General features: G+C 71.0%; 14 protein-coding genes and 4 pseudogenes. 12 read left to right on the top strand and 6 right to left on the bottom strand.

Annotation, left to right across the window (positions count from 1 at the left end; translation table 11 throughout):
- Positions 1 to 255 (bottom strand): annotated as a pseudogene (locus tag RH94_RS44990) (ATP-binding protein); the annotation flags it as partial.
- 172 nt (positions 256 to 427) lie between these two features.
- On the opposite strand from RH94_RS44990, the gene RH94_RS29715 reads away from it, so the two are divergent.
- From RH94_RS29715 to RH94_RS29700, 4 genes are all read left to right on the top strand, one after another.
- Positions 428 to 649, top strand: coding sequence for a hypothetical protein (locus tag RH94_RS29715; RefSeq protein ID WP_073951448.1), 222 nt, complete (start codon positions 428 to 430; stop codon positions 647 to 649).
- 251 nt (positions 650 to 900) lie between these two features.
- Positions 901 to 2,310 (top strand): cytochrome ubiquinol oxidase subunit I, encoded by a 1,410-nt coding sequence (locus RH94_RS29710; RefSeq protein WP_234426133.1) that lies wholly within the window; start codon positions 901 to 903, stop codon positions 2,308 to 2,310.
- A 61-nt stretch (positions 2,311 to 2,371) separates the two neighbouring features.
- Positions 2,372 to 3,382, top strand: a complete 1,011-nt coding sequence (locus RH94_RS29705) for a cytochrome d ubiquinol oxidase subunit II (protein ID WP_073951472.1) — start codon at positions 2,372 to 2,374, stop codon at positions 3,380 to 3,382.
- A 100-nt stretch (positions 3,383 to 3,482) separates the two neighbouring features.
- Positions 3,483 to 3,935 (top strand): cyclic nucleotide-binding domain-containing protein, encoded by a 453-nt coding sequence (locus tag RH94_RS29700; RefSeq protein ID WP_073951447.1) that lies wholly within the window; start codon positions 3,483 to 3,485, stop codon positions 3,933 to 3,935.
- 500 nt (positions 3,936 to 4,435) lie between these two features.
- On the opposite strand, the gene RH94_RS29695 is transcribed toward RH94_RS29700, so the two are convergent.
- Positions 4,436 to 5,653: an IS30 family transposase gene (locus tag RH94_RS29695; RefSeq protein WP_073951446.1), complete on the bottom strand. Its 1,218-nt coding sequence runs from the start codon at positions 5,651 to 5,653 to the stop codon at positions 4,436 to 4,438.
- 567 nt (positions 5,654 to 6,220) lie between these two features.
- On the opposite strand from RH94_RS29695, the gene gvpJ reads away from it, so the two are divergent.
- Complete coding sequence (gvpJ, locus tag RH94_RS29690) at positions 6,221 to 6,631, top strand: gas vesicle protein GvpJ (protein ID WP_073951445.1); 411 nt, start codon at positions 6,221 to 6,223, stop codon at positions 6,629 to 6,631.
- Positions 6,632 to 6,641: 10 nt separating this feature from the next.
- Here the strand turns inward: gvpJ and RH94_RS29685 are convergent.
- Positions 6,642 to 7,993 (bottom strand): annotated as a pseudogene (locus tag RH94_RS29685) (IS701 family transposase).
- Between the two features lie 407 nt (positions 7,994 to 8,400).
- Here RH94_RS29685 and RH94_RS29680 point away from each other — a divergent pair.
- The 3 genes from RH94_RS29680 (at position 8,401) to RH94_RS29670 (ending at position 10,573) form a co-directional block, all read left to right on the top strand.
- On the top strand, positions 8,401 to 8,808 hold the full coding sequence (locus RH94_RS29680) for a DUF6153 family protein (RefSeq protein WP_234426132.1): 408 nt from the start codon (positions 8,401 to 8,403) through the stop codon (positions 8,806 to 8,808).
- A gap of 113 nt (positions 8,809 to 8,921) precedes the next feature.
- On the top strand, positions 8,922 to 9,557 hold the full coding sequence (locus RH94_RS29675) for a DUF305 domain-containing protein (protein ID WP_073951443.1): 636 nt from the start codon (positions 8,922 to 8,924) through the stop codon (positions 9,555 to 9,557).
- Positions 9,558 to 9,691: 134 nt separating this feature from the next.
- Positions 9,692 to 10,573, top strand: a complete 882-nt coding sequence (locus tag RH94_RS29670; RefSeq protein ID WP_073951442.1) for a F510_1955 family glycosylhydrolase — start codon at positions 9,692 to 9,694, stop codon at positions 10,571 to 10,573.
- Positions 10,574 to 11,183: 610 nt separating this feature from the next.
- Here RH94_RS29670 and RH94_RS29665 read toward each other — a convergent pair.
- On the bottom strand, positions 11,184 to 11,807 hold the full coding sequence (locus RH94_RS29665) for a sulfocyanin-like copper-binding protein (protein WP_073951441.1): 624 nt from the start codon (positions 11,805 to 11,807) through the stop codon (positions 11,184 to 11,186).
- A complete protein-coding gene (locus tag RH94_RS29660) occupies positions 11,804 to 12,079 on the bottom strand; it encodes an SHOCT domain-containing protein (RefSeq protein WP_234426131.1) in 276 nt (91 codons plus the stop codon). Before RH94_RS29660 ends, RH94_RS29665 begins: the two co-directional genes overlap by 4 nt.
- A gap of 297 nt (positions 12,080 to 12,376) precedes the next feature.
- Between RH94_RS29660 and RH94_RS29655 the strand changes: the two genes are divergently transcribed.
- Entirely contained in the window at positions 12,377 to 12,964 is a 588-nt protein-coding gene (locus tag RH94_RS29655; RefSeq protein ID WP_073951440.1) for a hypothetical protein, read from the top strand.
- Positions 12,965 to 13,005: 41 nt separating this feature from the next.
- Positions 13,006 to 13,527 (top strand): signal peptidase I, encoded by a 522-nt coding sequence (locus tag RH94_RS29650; protein ID WP_073951439.1) that lies wholly within the window; start codon positions 13,006 to 13,008, stop codon positions 13,525 to 13,527.
- A 111-nt stretch (positions 13,528 to 13,638) separates the two neighbouring features.
- Here the strand turns inward: RH94_RS29650 and RH94_RS46820 are convergent.
- A pseudogene (locus RH94_RS46820) lies at positions 13,639 to 13,764 on the bottom strand (DUF5133 domain-containing protein); the annotation flags it as partial.
- 234 nt (positions 13,765 to 13,998) lie between these two features.
- Here RH94_RS46820 and RH94_RS39085 point away from each other — a divergent pair.
- Positions 13,999 to 14,319: pseudogene (locus RH94_RS39085) on the top strand (DUF1259 domain-containing protein); the annotation flags it as partial.
- The gene (locus RH94_RS29640; RefSeq protein ID WP_073951437.1) at positions 14,316 to 14,681 is read left to right on the top strand and encodes a hypothetical protein; all 366 of its coding nucleotides are present in this window, start codon (positions 14,316 to 14,318) and stop codon (positions 14,679 to 14,681) included. The pseudogene RH94_RS39085 and the gene RH94_RS29640, both read left to right, overlap by 4 nt.
- The last annotated feature ends 231 nt before the right edge of the window (positions 14,682 to 14,912 follow it).

Raw genomic sequence — 14,912 nt, 5'->3', positions numbered from 1 at the left:
CCCGACGAGATCGACGTGGAAACCGGTCACGCCGCCGCCGTGCAGGATCGCGTTGGCCGTGAGCTCCGAGGCGACGAGCCGGGCGTCGGAGACGGCGTGCGCGTCGCACGGGGTGTGGCGCGCACGGCAGCACGCGTCGATCGCCCGTTCCACCGCCCGGCGGGCGTCGGCCGGCCGGCACGGCCGGGACTGCCCGGTGCCGTCCGCGGCACACGGCACCTCGACGACGGGGGTGGCCCTGTGCTTCTCGCACATTCTCCTCACTCCCTGGACGCTGAAGCAGCAAGACGGACCCGGGGAGAGTCCCGCGCCTGTACGGCGTCGCGGGCCCTTCCTCTCCGACTGGCCTCCGCGGGCCCTGCCAAACCTCCGCATCGGCGGCGCACGGGCGGCCATCACAGTGCGCCCGAGCGGGTAGGGGGAGGACATGACCGAAGTCGTGGACTCAGACGAGCTGTTGCGGCGCATCCAGCGCGCCAGGGCGTGCGCGGTGGAGGAGGAGCGCCGATGGCGGGACCGCCACGCCACTCTCGGGGCGACCGATCCCGACGCCGCGCGCGAGGCGGCCGTGCGGGTCATGACGTACGAGGCCGTGCTGCGGGTGCTGGACGAGGTCCTCACCCCGGGCATCCACGCCGAACAGGGCTGATCCGGCCCCCACCGCGGAGTGAGTCCGATCACGCGGGCGGGCCCCGGCCGCATGGACCAGACCGAGATGGTTTACGGTTCACCCATACGCGGCGACGGGGTCGACCCGAGGTGTCCTCCGCACGCCGTCGCATACGGCCCTGGCTGGCTTCCCCCGTCCAGCCAGGGCTTTCTCACTCCCCTTCCTTCCTCCCGACTTTCCGTCCGCCGGGCGCCGATTCATCCCGTTCCATCCGGGTACTGACGCATCTCGTGACAAGCACCGTGCTGTTCGGCCCCGGAGTGCTCGCCGTGGACGCGGTCCGCCGGGTGTCGGAGAGCGATCTGGCGGCGGCGCGGGCGCAGATGGGTTTCTCGCTCGCCTGGCACATCATCGTGGCCTGCATCGGCGTCGGGCTGCCGGCGCTGACGCTGCTGGCCGAGTGGTACGGCATCCGCACCGGCGATCCGGCGCACCGGCTGCTGGCCCGCCGGTGGGCGCGCGCCATGGGTGTGCTGTTCGCGGTGGGCGCCGTCTCCGGGACCATCCTCAGCTTCGAGATGGGGCTGCTGTGGCCGGGGCTGATGGGCAGGTTCGGCCAGGTGGTCGGACTGCCGTTCGCCCTGGAGGGCATCGCCTTCTTCCTCGAGGCGATCTTCCTGGGCATCTATCTGTACGCCTGGGACCGGCTGCCGCCCCGCCGCCATCTGCTCACCGGCATCCCCATCGTGATCGCGGGCACCGTGTCGGCGTTCTTCGTGGTGTGCGCCAACGCCTGGATGAACCAGCCGCGCGGCTTCACCCTGCGCGACGGCAGGATCGTCCACGTCGACCCGTGGGCGGCGATGCTCAACCCGGCCGGCCCGCCGCAGACCGTGCACATGATCCTCGCGGCCTTCATGGTGGCCTCGTTCCTGACCGCCGCCGTGTACGCGGTGGCCCTGCTGCGCGGGCGCCGCGACGCCTACCACCGGGCGGGGTTCTTCCTCCCGTTCACGCTGGGCGCGATCGTGGCGCCGTTCCAGATCGTCGTGGGCGACTGGGCGGCGCGCTTCCTGTCCGGCTACCAGCCGGCCAAGCTCGCCGCGGCCGAGGGCGTGTACCGGACCGGCTCGCACGTCCCGCTGACCATCGGCGGCGTGGCGGGCGACCACGGGCTGAAGTACGGCCTGGAGATCCCCAACGGCCTGTCCCTGCTGGTCGGCTACTCCCCCGGCACCGTGGTGCGGGGCCTGGACCGTGTGCCGCCCGCCCTGCGGCCGCCGGTCACCGGGGTGCACTGGGCCTTCGACCTGATGGTCGCCGCCGGCTTCTTCCTGCTGTTCATGGGCGTATGGCTGCTGTGGCAGTGGTGGCGCCGCCGCCGCACCGGCGGCGAGCTGTCCACGCCCCGCCCGTTCCTGGCGCTGGCCGCGCTCACCGGACCGGCCGCGGTGGTGGCGCTGGAGTGCGGCTGGAGCGTGACCGAGCTGGGCCGGCAGCCGTGGATCGTGTACGGCGTGATGAGCGTACGGGACGCCGTCAACCCCGCTCCGGGACTGATGACCGGGCTGTGGCTGGTGCTGGCGGTGTACGCCGCCATGACCGTGGCGACCGTCTACGTACTGCGCCGCCTGGCCCGGGGCACCCCGGTGCCGCAGGCTCCGCAGGAGGGGGACGTCGCACGGTATCCCGTCGTGTGAGGCCTCCGCCTCCCGTCGCGACGCCCCGTACCGACCCGTATCGACCCCCTTGGAGGTGACCGTGCTCGTGGACGCGGCGCTCGCCGTGATGTGGGTGGGCCTGACCTGCTACGCCCTGTTCGGCGGAGCCGACTTCGGCGCCGGGGTGTGGGACCTGCTGTCCGGCGGGGCCGAGCGCGGGCGGGAGCGGCGCCGGCTGATCGAGCACAGCATCGGGCCGGTGTGGGAGGCCAACCACGTGTGGCTGATCTTCGTGGTCGTGATGCTGTGGTCGGCGTTCTCGCCGGTGTTCGCCGCGGTGATGTCCACGCTGTACATCCCGCTGACCCTGGCGGCCCTCGGCATCATCGCGCGGGGTGCCGCCTTCGCCTTCCGCAAGGCCAGCACCGAGCTGTGGCAGCAGCGGCTGTTCGGGGCGTGCTTCGCGCTGTCGTCGCTGCTCACCCCGTTCTTCCTCGGCACGGTCGCGGGCGGGGTCGCCTCCGGGCGCGTGCCGCCGGGGCTCGCCCGGGGCGATGTGGTCACCGGCTGGCTCAATCCGACCTCGCTGCTGGGCGGGGTGCTCGCGGTGGTGACCTGTGCGCACCTGGCCGCGGTGTACCTGTGCGCCGACGCGGACCGGGAGGGGCGGCCCGAGCTGGCCTCGGCCTTCGCCCGCGACGCCGTGATCAGCGGGGTGGCGGCCGGTGTCGTGGCGCTGGCGGGCATCGGGGTGCTGCACGCGGACGCCCCGCGGCTGTTCCACGGGCTGACCCACCGGGCGCTGCCCCTGGTGGTCCTCAGCGCGGTGGCGGGCCTGACCGGCCTCGCCCTGCTGGCCCGGCGGCGGTTCGTGACGGCCCGCGGGGCCGCCGCCGTGGCGGTCGCCGCGATCCTGTGGGCGTGGGGCGCGGCCCAGTACCCGGCCATGCTGGTCGGCAGCACCACGGTGGCCCAGGCCGCGGCGCACGGCTCCGTACTGACGGCGGTCCTCGCCTCGCTGGGCGTCGGCGCGGTGGTGCTGGTGCCCTCGCTGTGGCTGCTGTACGCCACCTTCCAGCGCGGGGCACCGGAACATCCCTCGCCGCGGTGAGAGGAAGTCGCCTCCGCCGAGGTGCCCGGGGCGCCCGCAGCCGCTGAAATGGGCTTGAGGCACATGCGCGGAACCAATCGCCGGCGAGGAGCTTCGGGCCATGACCAAAGCGATAAAACTGCTGAGCGCCCTTCCACAGAAGCAGCGCGAACGCCTGATGGAGCTCGCACGGGAGGTCTCCTTCCCCGAGGACGCCAGGATCTTCGAGGCCGGCGGCACGGCCGACCGCTTCTGGGTCATCCGCTCCGGCGACGTGCACCTGTACCAGCAGGTGACGCCCACGCGCCGGGTGAAGGTGGCGGGCCTGGGCGCGGGCGACCTGCTCGGCTGGTCCTGGCTGTTCCCGCCGTACCAGTGGGACTTCGGGGCGGAGGCGTTCAGCCCGGTGCGCGCCTACGAGTTCGACGCCTCGGCGGTGCTCGCCCTGTGCGTGGAGGATCCGCTGCTCGGGCTGTCACTGGTGCGCACCGTCGCCGAGGTCCTCGCCCACCGGCTGGAGATGACCCGGGGCAAGCTGCTGGAGCAGTACGAGGTGTCCCGCCGCTCCCGGTAGGGCCTGTCCGGAGTTCCCCCGTGGTCCGCCCGGAGGGCGGGCACCGCGGCGCCCGGTGCGGTGTACCGCAAGGCGGAGGACCGCCCGCGTACCGGGCGTACGCGGGCGGTCCCGACAACGCGGCGAGACGCCGTGCCGGACGCCGCGGCGCGGGCGGGAAACTCCGGACGGGCCCCGGTCAGACGCGGTAGCGGCGCGGTGCCGGCTCGCCAGAGCGTTGCCCCGGATTTCCCTGAGCGTCCCTGCTTTCCTCGTCTGTGCAGGTCAGCAGGTATGAGGATGTCCGGGCCGTGATGATCGTTCACGGGGTTTCACTGTTCTTCTGGACCCATCCGGGACCCATGAGGGCCCCGCCGGCGGGTTGTCCCGGCTCCAGCCGGGCAGGCCTCCAGCTCAGCGCCGGAGGCGAAAACGCCTCCGGCGCACGACCCTTGCGACGCAAAGAGGCCCTACCCCGCTCGGCGCTTTCTAGGGGTCGTCGCAACACGTGGTCGTGTTGATCAGGCCGCGAGCAGTTTATGCAGGCGCTCGGCTGGGGTTTCCCAGCCGAGCGTTTTGCGTGGGCGGCCGTTGAGTTCGGCGGCGACTGCGTCCAGGTGCTCGCGGGTGTGGATCGACAGGTCGGTGCCCTTGGGGAAGTACTGCCGCAGCAGGCCGTTGGTGTTTTCGTTCGAGCCGCGCTGCCAGGGGCTGGCCGGGTCGCAGAAGTAGACCGGGATGTCGGTGGCGACGGTGAAGGCGCCGTGCGCGGCCATCTCCGCGCCCTGGTCCCAGCTCAGCGAGCGCACCAGGTGGGTGGGCAGCGTCTGGACGGTGTCCGTCAGGGCGTCGCGGACGTGCTCGGCGCTGCGGCCGTCGGGCAGGTGCAGCAGCATGACGTAGCGGGTGGCCCGTTCGACGAGGGTGCCGATGGCGGAGGCTCCGTCCTGGCCGATGATGAGGTCGCCCTCCCAGTGGCCGGGCACGGCCCGGTCCTCTGCCTCGGCGGGACGCTCGCTGATCATCACCATGGGAGTGGAGAACCGCGGCTGGCGCTGCTGGGCCTGGCGGCGCGGCTTGCGCCGGGTCCGGCCGGTCCGCAGGGCGCGGGCCAGCTCGCGGCGCAGCTCTCCGCGTCCTTGGACGTAGAGGGCCTGATAGAGCGTCTCGTGGACCACGTGCATCTCCGGCCGCTGGGGGAACTGTGCCCGCAGAGCCTGGCAGATCTGCTCCGGACTCCACCGGAGGTCCAGGCGGTCCTGGATGAAGGCGCGCAGTTCGGGGTTCTGGCCGATCTTCCCCGGCTTGGGGCGGGGCCGGCGGGCATCCGCGCGGGCCTGGGCCGCGTGCGGCCGGTACTGGCCGTTGGCCGGGTGCCGGTTGCGGCGGATTTCCCGGCTGATGGTGGACGGGCTGCGGCCCAGCTCGGCGGCTATCACGCGGATCGTGGCCTTCTCCCGCAGCCGGTCGGCGATGTGGATCCGCTCCTCCTCGCGCAGGTACCTCGACGGACCGGAAGGCGGCACCACCAGGTGGATCGGTGGTGCCGCCTTCTGCCTGCGGTCGGCGCTGCGGCCGTTCCGCCATCGCCGGCCGGTCTTCTCGTTGATGCCGACGATCCGGCACGCCTCTTTGTTGCTCAGGCCCTGCTGCATGAGCTGGGAGTATGCCTCCCGCTCACGCAGCAGCCGCTTGCGACCCTGAGCTACTGTCCGCAGCTCCCGGATCTTGAAGTCCATCGCATCCCCTGAACTGGGGTGTTGCGACGACCACTAGAACGGAAGCTCCGGGGTAGGGCCTCTGGCCGTCTACGCGGATCCTGTCCGGACCGCTGGGGACAGGCCAGCTGCTCGGGCTGAACTACGGGGTCAGTCCGTACAGGATGCTCGGGCGAATCTCCGGTCGGCCGACGTAGCCGCAGGCGTGCGGGCAGGGCACCCACTTCCAGGGCTGGGCGTACGGCGCGCGCAGGGACTCGCGGGAGCGGTCGGGGTCGTCGGCCGCGCAGCGCCGTTCGACGCGGATCGTGGCGGCCTTGGTGCCGGTGGCCTCTTCGATCTCACGGGCGGTACGGAGGGACGGGGCGCCGACTCTGGGGCCGGGCGTTCGACATGGTCACGGACGAATGCGGCGACGGCCGCTCCGCCGGTCAACGCTGCGCTCTCATCACCGCGCATTCGTTTGGTTCGGAGGGGTGGGGTTACCCGGTGGCGTTCGCCGGTGGCGGTCGCGTCCGTGGATCTCGTGCGGATGCGGCCGCCGGGCCGGGGCGATGGGCCACGGGATGGGCGAGGGAGCTGGTCAGGGTGAGTGTGGTGGCAGCGCAGGGCGGGGGCGGGGGAGGCTCCAGTGGCCTGTACGACGTGCTGGAGCTGGTTCTCGACCGAGGGTTGGTGATCGACGCGTTCGTGCGGGTCTCCCTGGTCGGAATCGAAATCCTGAAGATCGATGTGCGGGTCGTGGTGGCGAGCGTGGACACCTACCTGCGGTTCGCCGAGGCCTGCAACCGCCTGGACCTGGAGGCAGGGCCGCGCAAGCCGGCCGGACTGCCGGAGATCGTCGGCGGCCGGCTCACCGGTTCCGGCGGTCAAGCCAAGACGAAGGGGGCCCTGTCCGGCGCCGCGCAGGCCATCTCCGATGCCTTCCAGCAGGCGCGCGACGAGGGCCCCGAGAGGGAAACCGCCCGGCCGCACCACCGCCGGGACGAGGAACGGTGAGCCCCTACGTCTACGGCATCATCCATAGCTCACCCCCCGTTTCCCTGAGCACACGGCCGGCATCGGCGAGCCGCCACGCCCGCTGCGTATCCTTCGGGAAGGCGACCTGGCCGCCATCCTCGTTCAAGGCCCAGTACGCTTCCGTAGCTCCTCGCTCTTGGAGCGCCTCGAGTGCCACGTCGAGTCGCGCGTCGATGTCAGTGTCTGGAGAGTGGCGAAAGATTTGCGCGCGCCGGTGTACTGACCGGGCCTTGGTACCCGTGCCCCAAACCAGCGCCGCGACGAGCAGATGCCGACATCCTTCAACGGTGTCCGCTTTGCGAGCGATGCTGAACACGGTTCGGCGGTCGGACAGCCAGAACCGGGTCGGTTTGTCTTCGCCGTCGGGCCACTCCGCCAGCGGCCACACCTCGGGCAGGACGCCGTCCCACGGCGCCCGTCGGGCCGTTGCCGCGGCGTGGGCGATCTGGCGTAAGCGCCGGCCGTACCCGCAGCGCCCGGAAGCGGGAGGTCATCGGCCCGCGGGATCCCTCGCGCCAGGTGACCTCGGTGAACTGCGAGAGCCCGGGGTGTGCGGCGGACTCTCCCCCGGACGCCGCGGGCTGCCGGTAGCAGGGGCTGGGGCCGGCGACCGTTACCCGACCCGTCCGACGCGGTGGGCCGGGCAGCACAGGACTGAACGGCCAGGTCGGCGCGGACACCGACCACGAAGGGCAGGCCCCGGTCGGCGGGTGCGGCCCGGAAGTCGGCGTTCTGCCCGTATCCGGCACCAGCCACCACCAGCGGAGGCGTCAGCCCCCATCCGGCCGGCTCATCGAGCATGTCCAGGGCCAGTCGCCACTTCTCCCGGTGTCCCACCTCCTGGGGCACCCCGGCAACCCGGCGGCGCTCGGTGTCCCGGCCCCCCTCCTTGGGCAGGAACAGCCACCAGTGCAACGGAACGGACGCAGCGTCGGTGACGGCGTGCACGCTCACCGCGACCCGGCAGTTCGTCCGCTTGCCCAGCGCACCGCAGTACTGGTGCGACACCCCCACCGACATCTTCCCGTCCTTGGGAAAGGACACATCGTCGATCACCCAGGCGTCCGGACCGATCAGCGGCATCATCCGCTCCGCGATCCGCCGCCGCACCGGCACCGGGTCCCACGGCGACTGGTTCACGAACTGCTGCAGATTCTGCTCGTCGCCGTCCGGCAGCCGGCCCGCCATCGCGGCGACCGACTTGCGCCGACCGTCCAGCATCAGCCCCCGCAGGTAGCAGTCGCCCTTCGCCCGCTGATCCCGCCGCGGCACCGAGGCGAACACATCCGCCACGAACCCGGCCAACTCCGCCCGCAGGCCATCCACTTGCCGCATGTCCATCCATCCACCGTGCCGCGGACGGACACAACCAGCAAATGACACCTAACGGAGTCCTACTAGCACGAGCATCTCGAACCCCACGCACACCAGCCCACCTGACCTGCAGGTTTCACGATGCACACCGCTCACTGATCCCACCGTGGTGATTGCACGGGCCCGATGCCGTGACCTACTTGCTGAGATGCAGCGTTCGCGGTCGTCGAGAGACGATGGGAACCCGCGCGTACTCCACTATGAAGAACGGAGCCGTCGGGCAGCATGGTCAGGCTGTAGTGACGGCAAGTGGAATCGGCCTTCTTCGCGCTCAAGAAGTCCATGCTCGGGCGGCGGGTCCTGCGTGCCCGGACCATGGCGGGCCCCGCCGGACTGAGCACAGTGGGCCCACGGGCTCCCGTAGCATGAGGGCTGTGACAGTCCGTGCACAGCTCCGCCGCGCGTCGGCGCCACTGATGTGGTCGCCGGCGCTGCTGGTGCTGGGGCTGCTGGTCGGGCTGGTCGGCATGCATGGCCTCGCACCGGGCGGCGCAACCACCGTCACCGGCCACCACTTCTCGACTGCCGCGCACGCGGACATGGCGGTCATGAGCGCCCAGTCCGTCTGTCATGACGACGGTGACGGCACCGGGCGTGCCCACCATGCCGACGCGGCGTGCTCCTCCGGTGCCGTCGGCGCGGGCCCGGCTCTTCCCGTGCTGCTGCCCGACCCCGCCGGTCAGACAGCGTCGCCGGTTGGCGGCCACCGCTCCATGGAGGCCGAGCCGGAGGGCGGTCGCGCGCCTCCTTCACTTGCCGAGCTGCAACTCCTGCGGATCTAGGACAAGGCCCAGCCGTATCCGCCGCTGCCGCGCGAGCCGCGGCCGGTGGTCCTACGGCCCCCAGCCATGTCCCGCGCCCTTGGCGCACTCTCTCACTCCGCAGGAGTTCCCGCATGACCAGCACCCGTTCCTTCGTCCGTCGCGCCATCCTCGTTGCCTCGGCGGTGACCGCCGCCCTCGTCCTCGCAGCCTGTGGCAACGGCAACAGCGACGGCTCCGGCTCCGCCGCACAGACGTCGGCCGCGGCCACCGCCGAGAGCACCGCAGGCGCCCACAACGGCCAGGACCTCTCCTTCGCGCAGGGCATGATCCCCCACCACCAGCAGGCCATCCAGATGGCGAAGACGGCCGCCACCCAGGCGTCCTCCGCGGAGGTCAAGGACCTGGCCTCCCGAATCGAGAAGGCCCAGGCCCCGGAGATCGAGACGATGTCCGGATGGCTGGAGTCCTGGGGTGAGGACGTGCCCTCCTCCATGCCGGGCATGGACCACTCGGGGCACTCCGGCAGCTCCGACACGCCCGGGATGATGAGCACCAAGGACATGGACGAGCTGATGAAGGCGTCCGGCACGGACTTCGACGAAATGTTCCTGACCATGATGGTCGGGCACCACGAAGGCGCCGTGGAGATGGCCACCGCCGAGAAGGGCAAGGGCCAGTACGGGCCGGCCAAGAAGATGGCCGAGGACATCATCACCGCGCAGAACGCCGAGATCGAGGAGATGAACAAGCTCCTCGGCAAGAGCTGACGACACCCCATCCGGGGCTCGGGCAACCTGCGTCCGCGCAACTCCCGGGCCCCGTGTGGGCGCGTCCCGCGCCAAGCCCTGACCCTGGCCTCCGTTCGCCGCTCCTCCTCGTTCCGTACCGAAAGATCCCCAGCATGAAGATTCGTTCCCGCGCCGCCACCGCCTGCACCGCGGCCGTTCTCACGGTTGCACTGGCCGCCTGCTCCTCCAACTCCGATACCTCGTCCGCCACCAGGTCGAGCGACAGCTCCGGCGGCATCGCCGTCAGCCATGTCCACGGGCTGGGCATCGACCCCGCCGACGGGCACCTGTACGTCGCCACCCATGAAGGCGTCATCGCCGTGACCAAGGCCGGCACAGCAAAGCGCGTCAGTGACACGGCCGACTACATGGGCTTCACCGTCATCGGCCCGAAGACCTTCCTCGGCAGCGGCCACCCGGCCGAGGGCAGCGGCGACCACGCCGACCGCGGCCTGATCCGGTCCACCGACTCCGGCAAGACGTGGAAAACCCTCTCGCTGGGCGGCAGCGCCGACTTCCACGCGCTGAAGTACGCGCACGGGACCGTCTACGGCTACGACAGCACCCGCGGCGTCCTGCGCGTCAGCACCGATCGCACCAACTGGGACACCCGCGCCGAACTGGCCGCCCTCGACATCGCCGTCAGCCCCAAGGATCCGGACCTGGTACTGGCCACCACCGAGAACGGCGTCGCCCGCAGCACCGACGGCGGCCGGACCTTCGGCGCCGGCTCCGGGCAGGTCCTGGCCTTCCTGTCCTGGCCCACGGCCGACGCCCTGTATGGCGTCGACCTGGCGGGCGGTCTGCACCGCAGCACTGATGGCGGCGCCACCTGGCAGAAGTCGGGCACGGTGCCGGGTGGGCAGCCCCAGGCCCTGACCGCCGTCGACAACGGGCACGTCCTGGCCGCCACCGGGGACGGCGTCTACGAATCCCGCGACGGCGGCAAGACGTTCACCCTGCGTCTGCCCGTGTCCTCCACCGGTGGGCACTGAGCATTCCGCTCTCTCACACTGCCCGCCTCCCCAGCCGCGCCGCCCGCGCCCGCCGGGCAGCAACTCGTGGTCCAGTTCGATGCGTTCCACGCCACGCGGGCGCACACGGAACTCGTCGCCCGCCTGTACACCGCGGCGATGAGCGAGGACCACCCGTAGGACGTAGCGGCCTCCGACTCGTGCGAGGGCCTTTGCAGGGACTGATGGCCGCGCGGCTGCGGAAGCAGCCCGACCAGCTCCTCGTGGACGCAGGCTGCGGGGGCGTCGGGCTGTGGCTGGCCCGCGCCCTGGCAGTCTGCCTGGTGGGCGTAGCTGCCGGACGCGACCGCGCTGGATGACGATCTGGTCGTGTGGGAGGCGGGCTGGCTCGCCCTCGAGCGGCTGCAGAACCGACTGCAGCGCCGCGGTGCCGGCGGCGGCACCGGCCGAGGCGTCGTTTGGTGGCTCTTCGTGGACAAGCCTGGGTGAGCCGCTTTTCGGGCAGCCGAACCGTCGCAGATGGGTCACCCCGGCTGCCGGAGCTGCCCGGCGGGATGCGGCCCCTGCGCGACCCGGGCGCCGCCGAGGAGGAGTGAGCGTTCACATCTGAGCAGCTGACCGTCGAGCGCGCCTACCGGCCGGCGACCTCGAGTTCGTCGTACATGCCGGCCGCGTAGTGGCCGGGCAGGTTGCACACCAGCTCGTAGCGGCCGGGGCGGAGGGTCAGGGTGGTCCAGCCGGTCGCGCCGGAGGTGATGCCGTCGCCCGTGCCCGCGCCGCAGCTGCGCGAGGCTTCGCCCAGGCTGCCCGCCTCGCTGACCTTCCCGTCCGAGCCGACCGGCCGTTCGCCCACGGCCTGGCCGGCCCGCAGCGGCAGCACGACGACCTCGTGGGTGAGGGCTCCAGAGTTGACCACCCGCAGCGACACGGTGCCGACGGGAACCCGGCTCGGCGCGGCGCGCAGCCACATCATGCCCATGCCGTACCCGCCGGGCCCGCCGGGCCCGCCGCCTGGCGGGAGATGTCCGCGGGGGCTGCCCATCATGCCGCCCATGTCGCCGACGGTGACACCGACCACCCGGCCGGCCGGCGCGGGCGGGCTGCACCGCGTGCCCGGCCCCCTCCAGCCGACCGGGGCCGGTCCGCGGAAGGCGCCGGTGGCGGTGAGCGAGATCGTGGTGGCCACGCCCAGGACCAGCGCGGCGAGCGCACCGGCGATGACCAGCCACACCCCGCGGCGCCGCTGCGCGTTCACCGGTGCTCCCGCAGCAGCGCCAGGCGGCGTTCGTACTCCTCCTCGTCGATCTCCCCGCGGGCGAACCGCTCGGCGAGCAGGTCTTCCGCTCGCCTGCCGCCCCACCCCGGTCCACCGGATGCGGAAGGCGGGCCGGGCTGGTGGCCGCGGTGGGCAGCCGTGAGGTAGCGGACGAGTGCGATGGCCGCGGCGATCACCACGGCCCAGAACAGCACCGTGATCACGAGCATGAGGAACCAGGCGCCCCATCCCCAGCCGCCGTACCACATCATCCCGATCGCCTTCCCTCGGCTGATGCGGAGGTCCTGTTCCCAGGATCGGTGGCGAACGGCCTCGCTGGGCAGAGGCCACACGGCCCCCGCCGGGGCCAAACGGCCCGTCCGGCCGTTTCCCGGCCAAAGTCGCTCCGTAAGTTGGTTGGCGGTCCGGAAGAGTGGGATGTGGCTCTGAAGTCGCTTGTCCAAGTGGCTCTGCCATCAGACCCGGACGGCTACACGGAGCGGCACCGCCACAGGTGAGACAGAATGCATCAATATGTGCAGGACTGCCGGAATTGAACGGAGTGGGCGATGGGGCGTCCCTGGCTGCACGTGCTGGCACAGGTGGTCCCCGTTCCGCTCGGGTTGCTGCTCAGCGGTGCTCTGGTCTGGAGTGCCACCAACGCCGACTGGAGTGGGACCAGCAGCAACAGCGGCAACACGTGGGAGTCCGGCTCGCTGGGGCTGGCCAACGACAGCAAGGTGCCCATGTTCCGCATCGACAACATGCGACCCGGCGACACAGGCTCCAACTGCATCAGGGTCGAGTCGAACGCCGACTTCCCCACCGCGCTCAAGCTGTACAGCAACTCACCGAACTGGCCCAGCAACTTCCAATCCTTCATCAACCTCAAAATCGAGGTAGGCAGCGGCGGCACCTTCGGCGACTGCAACGGCTTCACTCCGCACAGGACTGCGTTCGACGGCACCCTGGACCAGTTCGTCGCCCTGTACACCGACTTCCGCACCGGCGTGGGCCCCTGGACCCTGCCCGGCAAGCCACCCAACTCGCTGAGCTTCCGCTTCGCGTGGAAGTTCAGCCGGAGCGCACCCAACAGCTCGCAAAGCGTGGCCACTAACGAGGTGACCTTCACCTGGGAAGCGCGGGAGCACAAGTGACTCTCCCGAGTGACCTGGCCGCCAGCACGCCCTGCCAACCCATGGCCAAGGGCACCCCGCACCCGATCCGCGTGGTCACCTCGGTCACCTCACGTACCGTGCTCGGCTCGATGGTGGGGCTGCTGTTGTGGGCGCAATTGCCCGTGGTGGCGCTGGGCTGGACAGCGGGCGTGGTGCAGTCCGGCTCCATGCGCCCCGCCCTCATGCCGGGCGACGTCGTCCTCTACCAGCCGCCACCGCGCAACCGCACACCGGCGGTAGGCCAAATCGTGCTGGTCCAGGACCCCACCCGACCCAACCATCTGCTCACCCATCGGGTCCACCAGGTACTTCCCAACAACGACCTGATCACCAAAGGTGACGCCAACTCCACACCGGACTCCACACCGGTCCGGCCCACGGCACTCCAAGGCGTAGCACGGCTGCGCGTGCCCTGGATCGGGCTGCCGGTCCAGCTCTGGCGCACCAAGCAGCCCGTGCCCGAGGCGATCCTGCTGCTTGGACTTGCCACTCTGCTTGCGCTTGCCGCTCTGCCACCGCACAGCCGCAACCGACACAATTAGCCCCGGCGCTTGCTGAACAGAACTCAATGGATGACAGCCTTCCCCCTGGCCGGCCCGATCCGCCGGCACGCGGGCCGAGGACCCGACGAGGAAGCGCTCAGCGTCCGCAGCGTTGCGTTGCCCCACCAGGAGACAGAGTGTGTAAGCAGCGTCGTCGAGCCGGCGGTAGCGGAGCGGGTTCGCCGGCAGACCGCCGGACGGCCACTGAAGCACGCACCTGAGGGCTTGGAAACCCATGCCGCGCTGTGGCCGAGGCCGGCGGCAATCGCCTCATTCCACCCAAATGCCACACCAATACGAGTCGTATGTAGCCGAACGATTACGTTGAGCAAGGGGATGATTCTCGACGCAGAGGAGGCCCAATGCCTCACACACGGCATTCACTCAAGCCCGGCATGCCGGCACCGGCCCTGCTGACAACCTCCACGCTGATCGTGATCGGTCCCAGGCTCGCGGCATCTACAAGTTCTCCATCCCCGCCGGGGCACCGTCACCGACGGCCGGCACCTCCTGCCCCCGGCTCTGGGCATCACCACCGCGGTCAACTTCCAGCCCCTCGGCAACCGCAAGGCCGCCATCAACGGCGACTTCGTCCTGACCGCCGACGAAGTGAACAAGGTCATCCGTGCCCTGCGGCGCGGAGGCATCGACATCGTCGAACTCCACAACCACATGCTGGACGACCAGCCGCGCCTGTTCTGCATGCATTTCTGGGCCACCGGCGACGGCGTCACCCTGGCCAAGGCACTCCGGCCGGCCCTCGACGCGACCGCGCTGGCTCCCATGTCGTGATCGGCCGGGGCCAGATCGTCCACGGCGCCGTGCTGTCGGCCGTCGTCGCCGCCGTCCTGATCGCCCTCCCCCGGGGCCGCAGCCGTGCCGTCGTCACGACCGGCGCGCCGGCTGCGGCCGTCGGGCCCCTGGCCTGGAACGCGATCCTGCGTGCCGCCCACGGAGACCGGTTCTTCACCGACGCACCCGTGATCGTCTTCCCCGTCAGCCGGCAGGACACCGGCTCCGGCGTCTTCACCCTCGCCGCCGCCTCCCTCGGCTACGGCCTGGGCCCTCTGCGCACCGAGCCTGCCCGTCGTACCAGCCTGTACGCGCTGCCGGCCGCCGTCGCGGCCCTGCTCGTCGACGTCTACCTGCACTGACCGGCTGATCGCCCACGTGGAGATGACAGAGCCGCACTTAAAGCGGGTGCCGCAGGCCCGAATTCTGCCGGGGTACAGGAAAGTACCTGGTCAGAGGCCCTCCCATCCGGTGGACGAGAAGGCTTCCGCGCTTGCGGCGCACAGAGGGCACCCATGTCGTGCGCGCGGACGGTGGGGAACTGTGCAGGATGCCCGTCGAGGATGGGCTGGACGAGTGGTTCCGACGTGACT

Source organism: Streptomyces kebangsaanensis, assembly GCF_001906585.1.
Taxonomy (GTDB): domain Bacteria; phylum Actinomycetota; class Actinomycetes; order Streptomycetales; family Streptomycetaceae; genus Streptomyces; species Streptomyces kebangsaanensis.
Note: the sequence above shows the minus strand (reverse complement) of the source record. Positions and strands in the feature narration are given on the sequence as shown.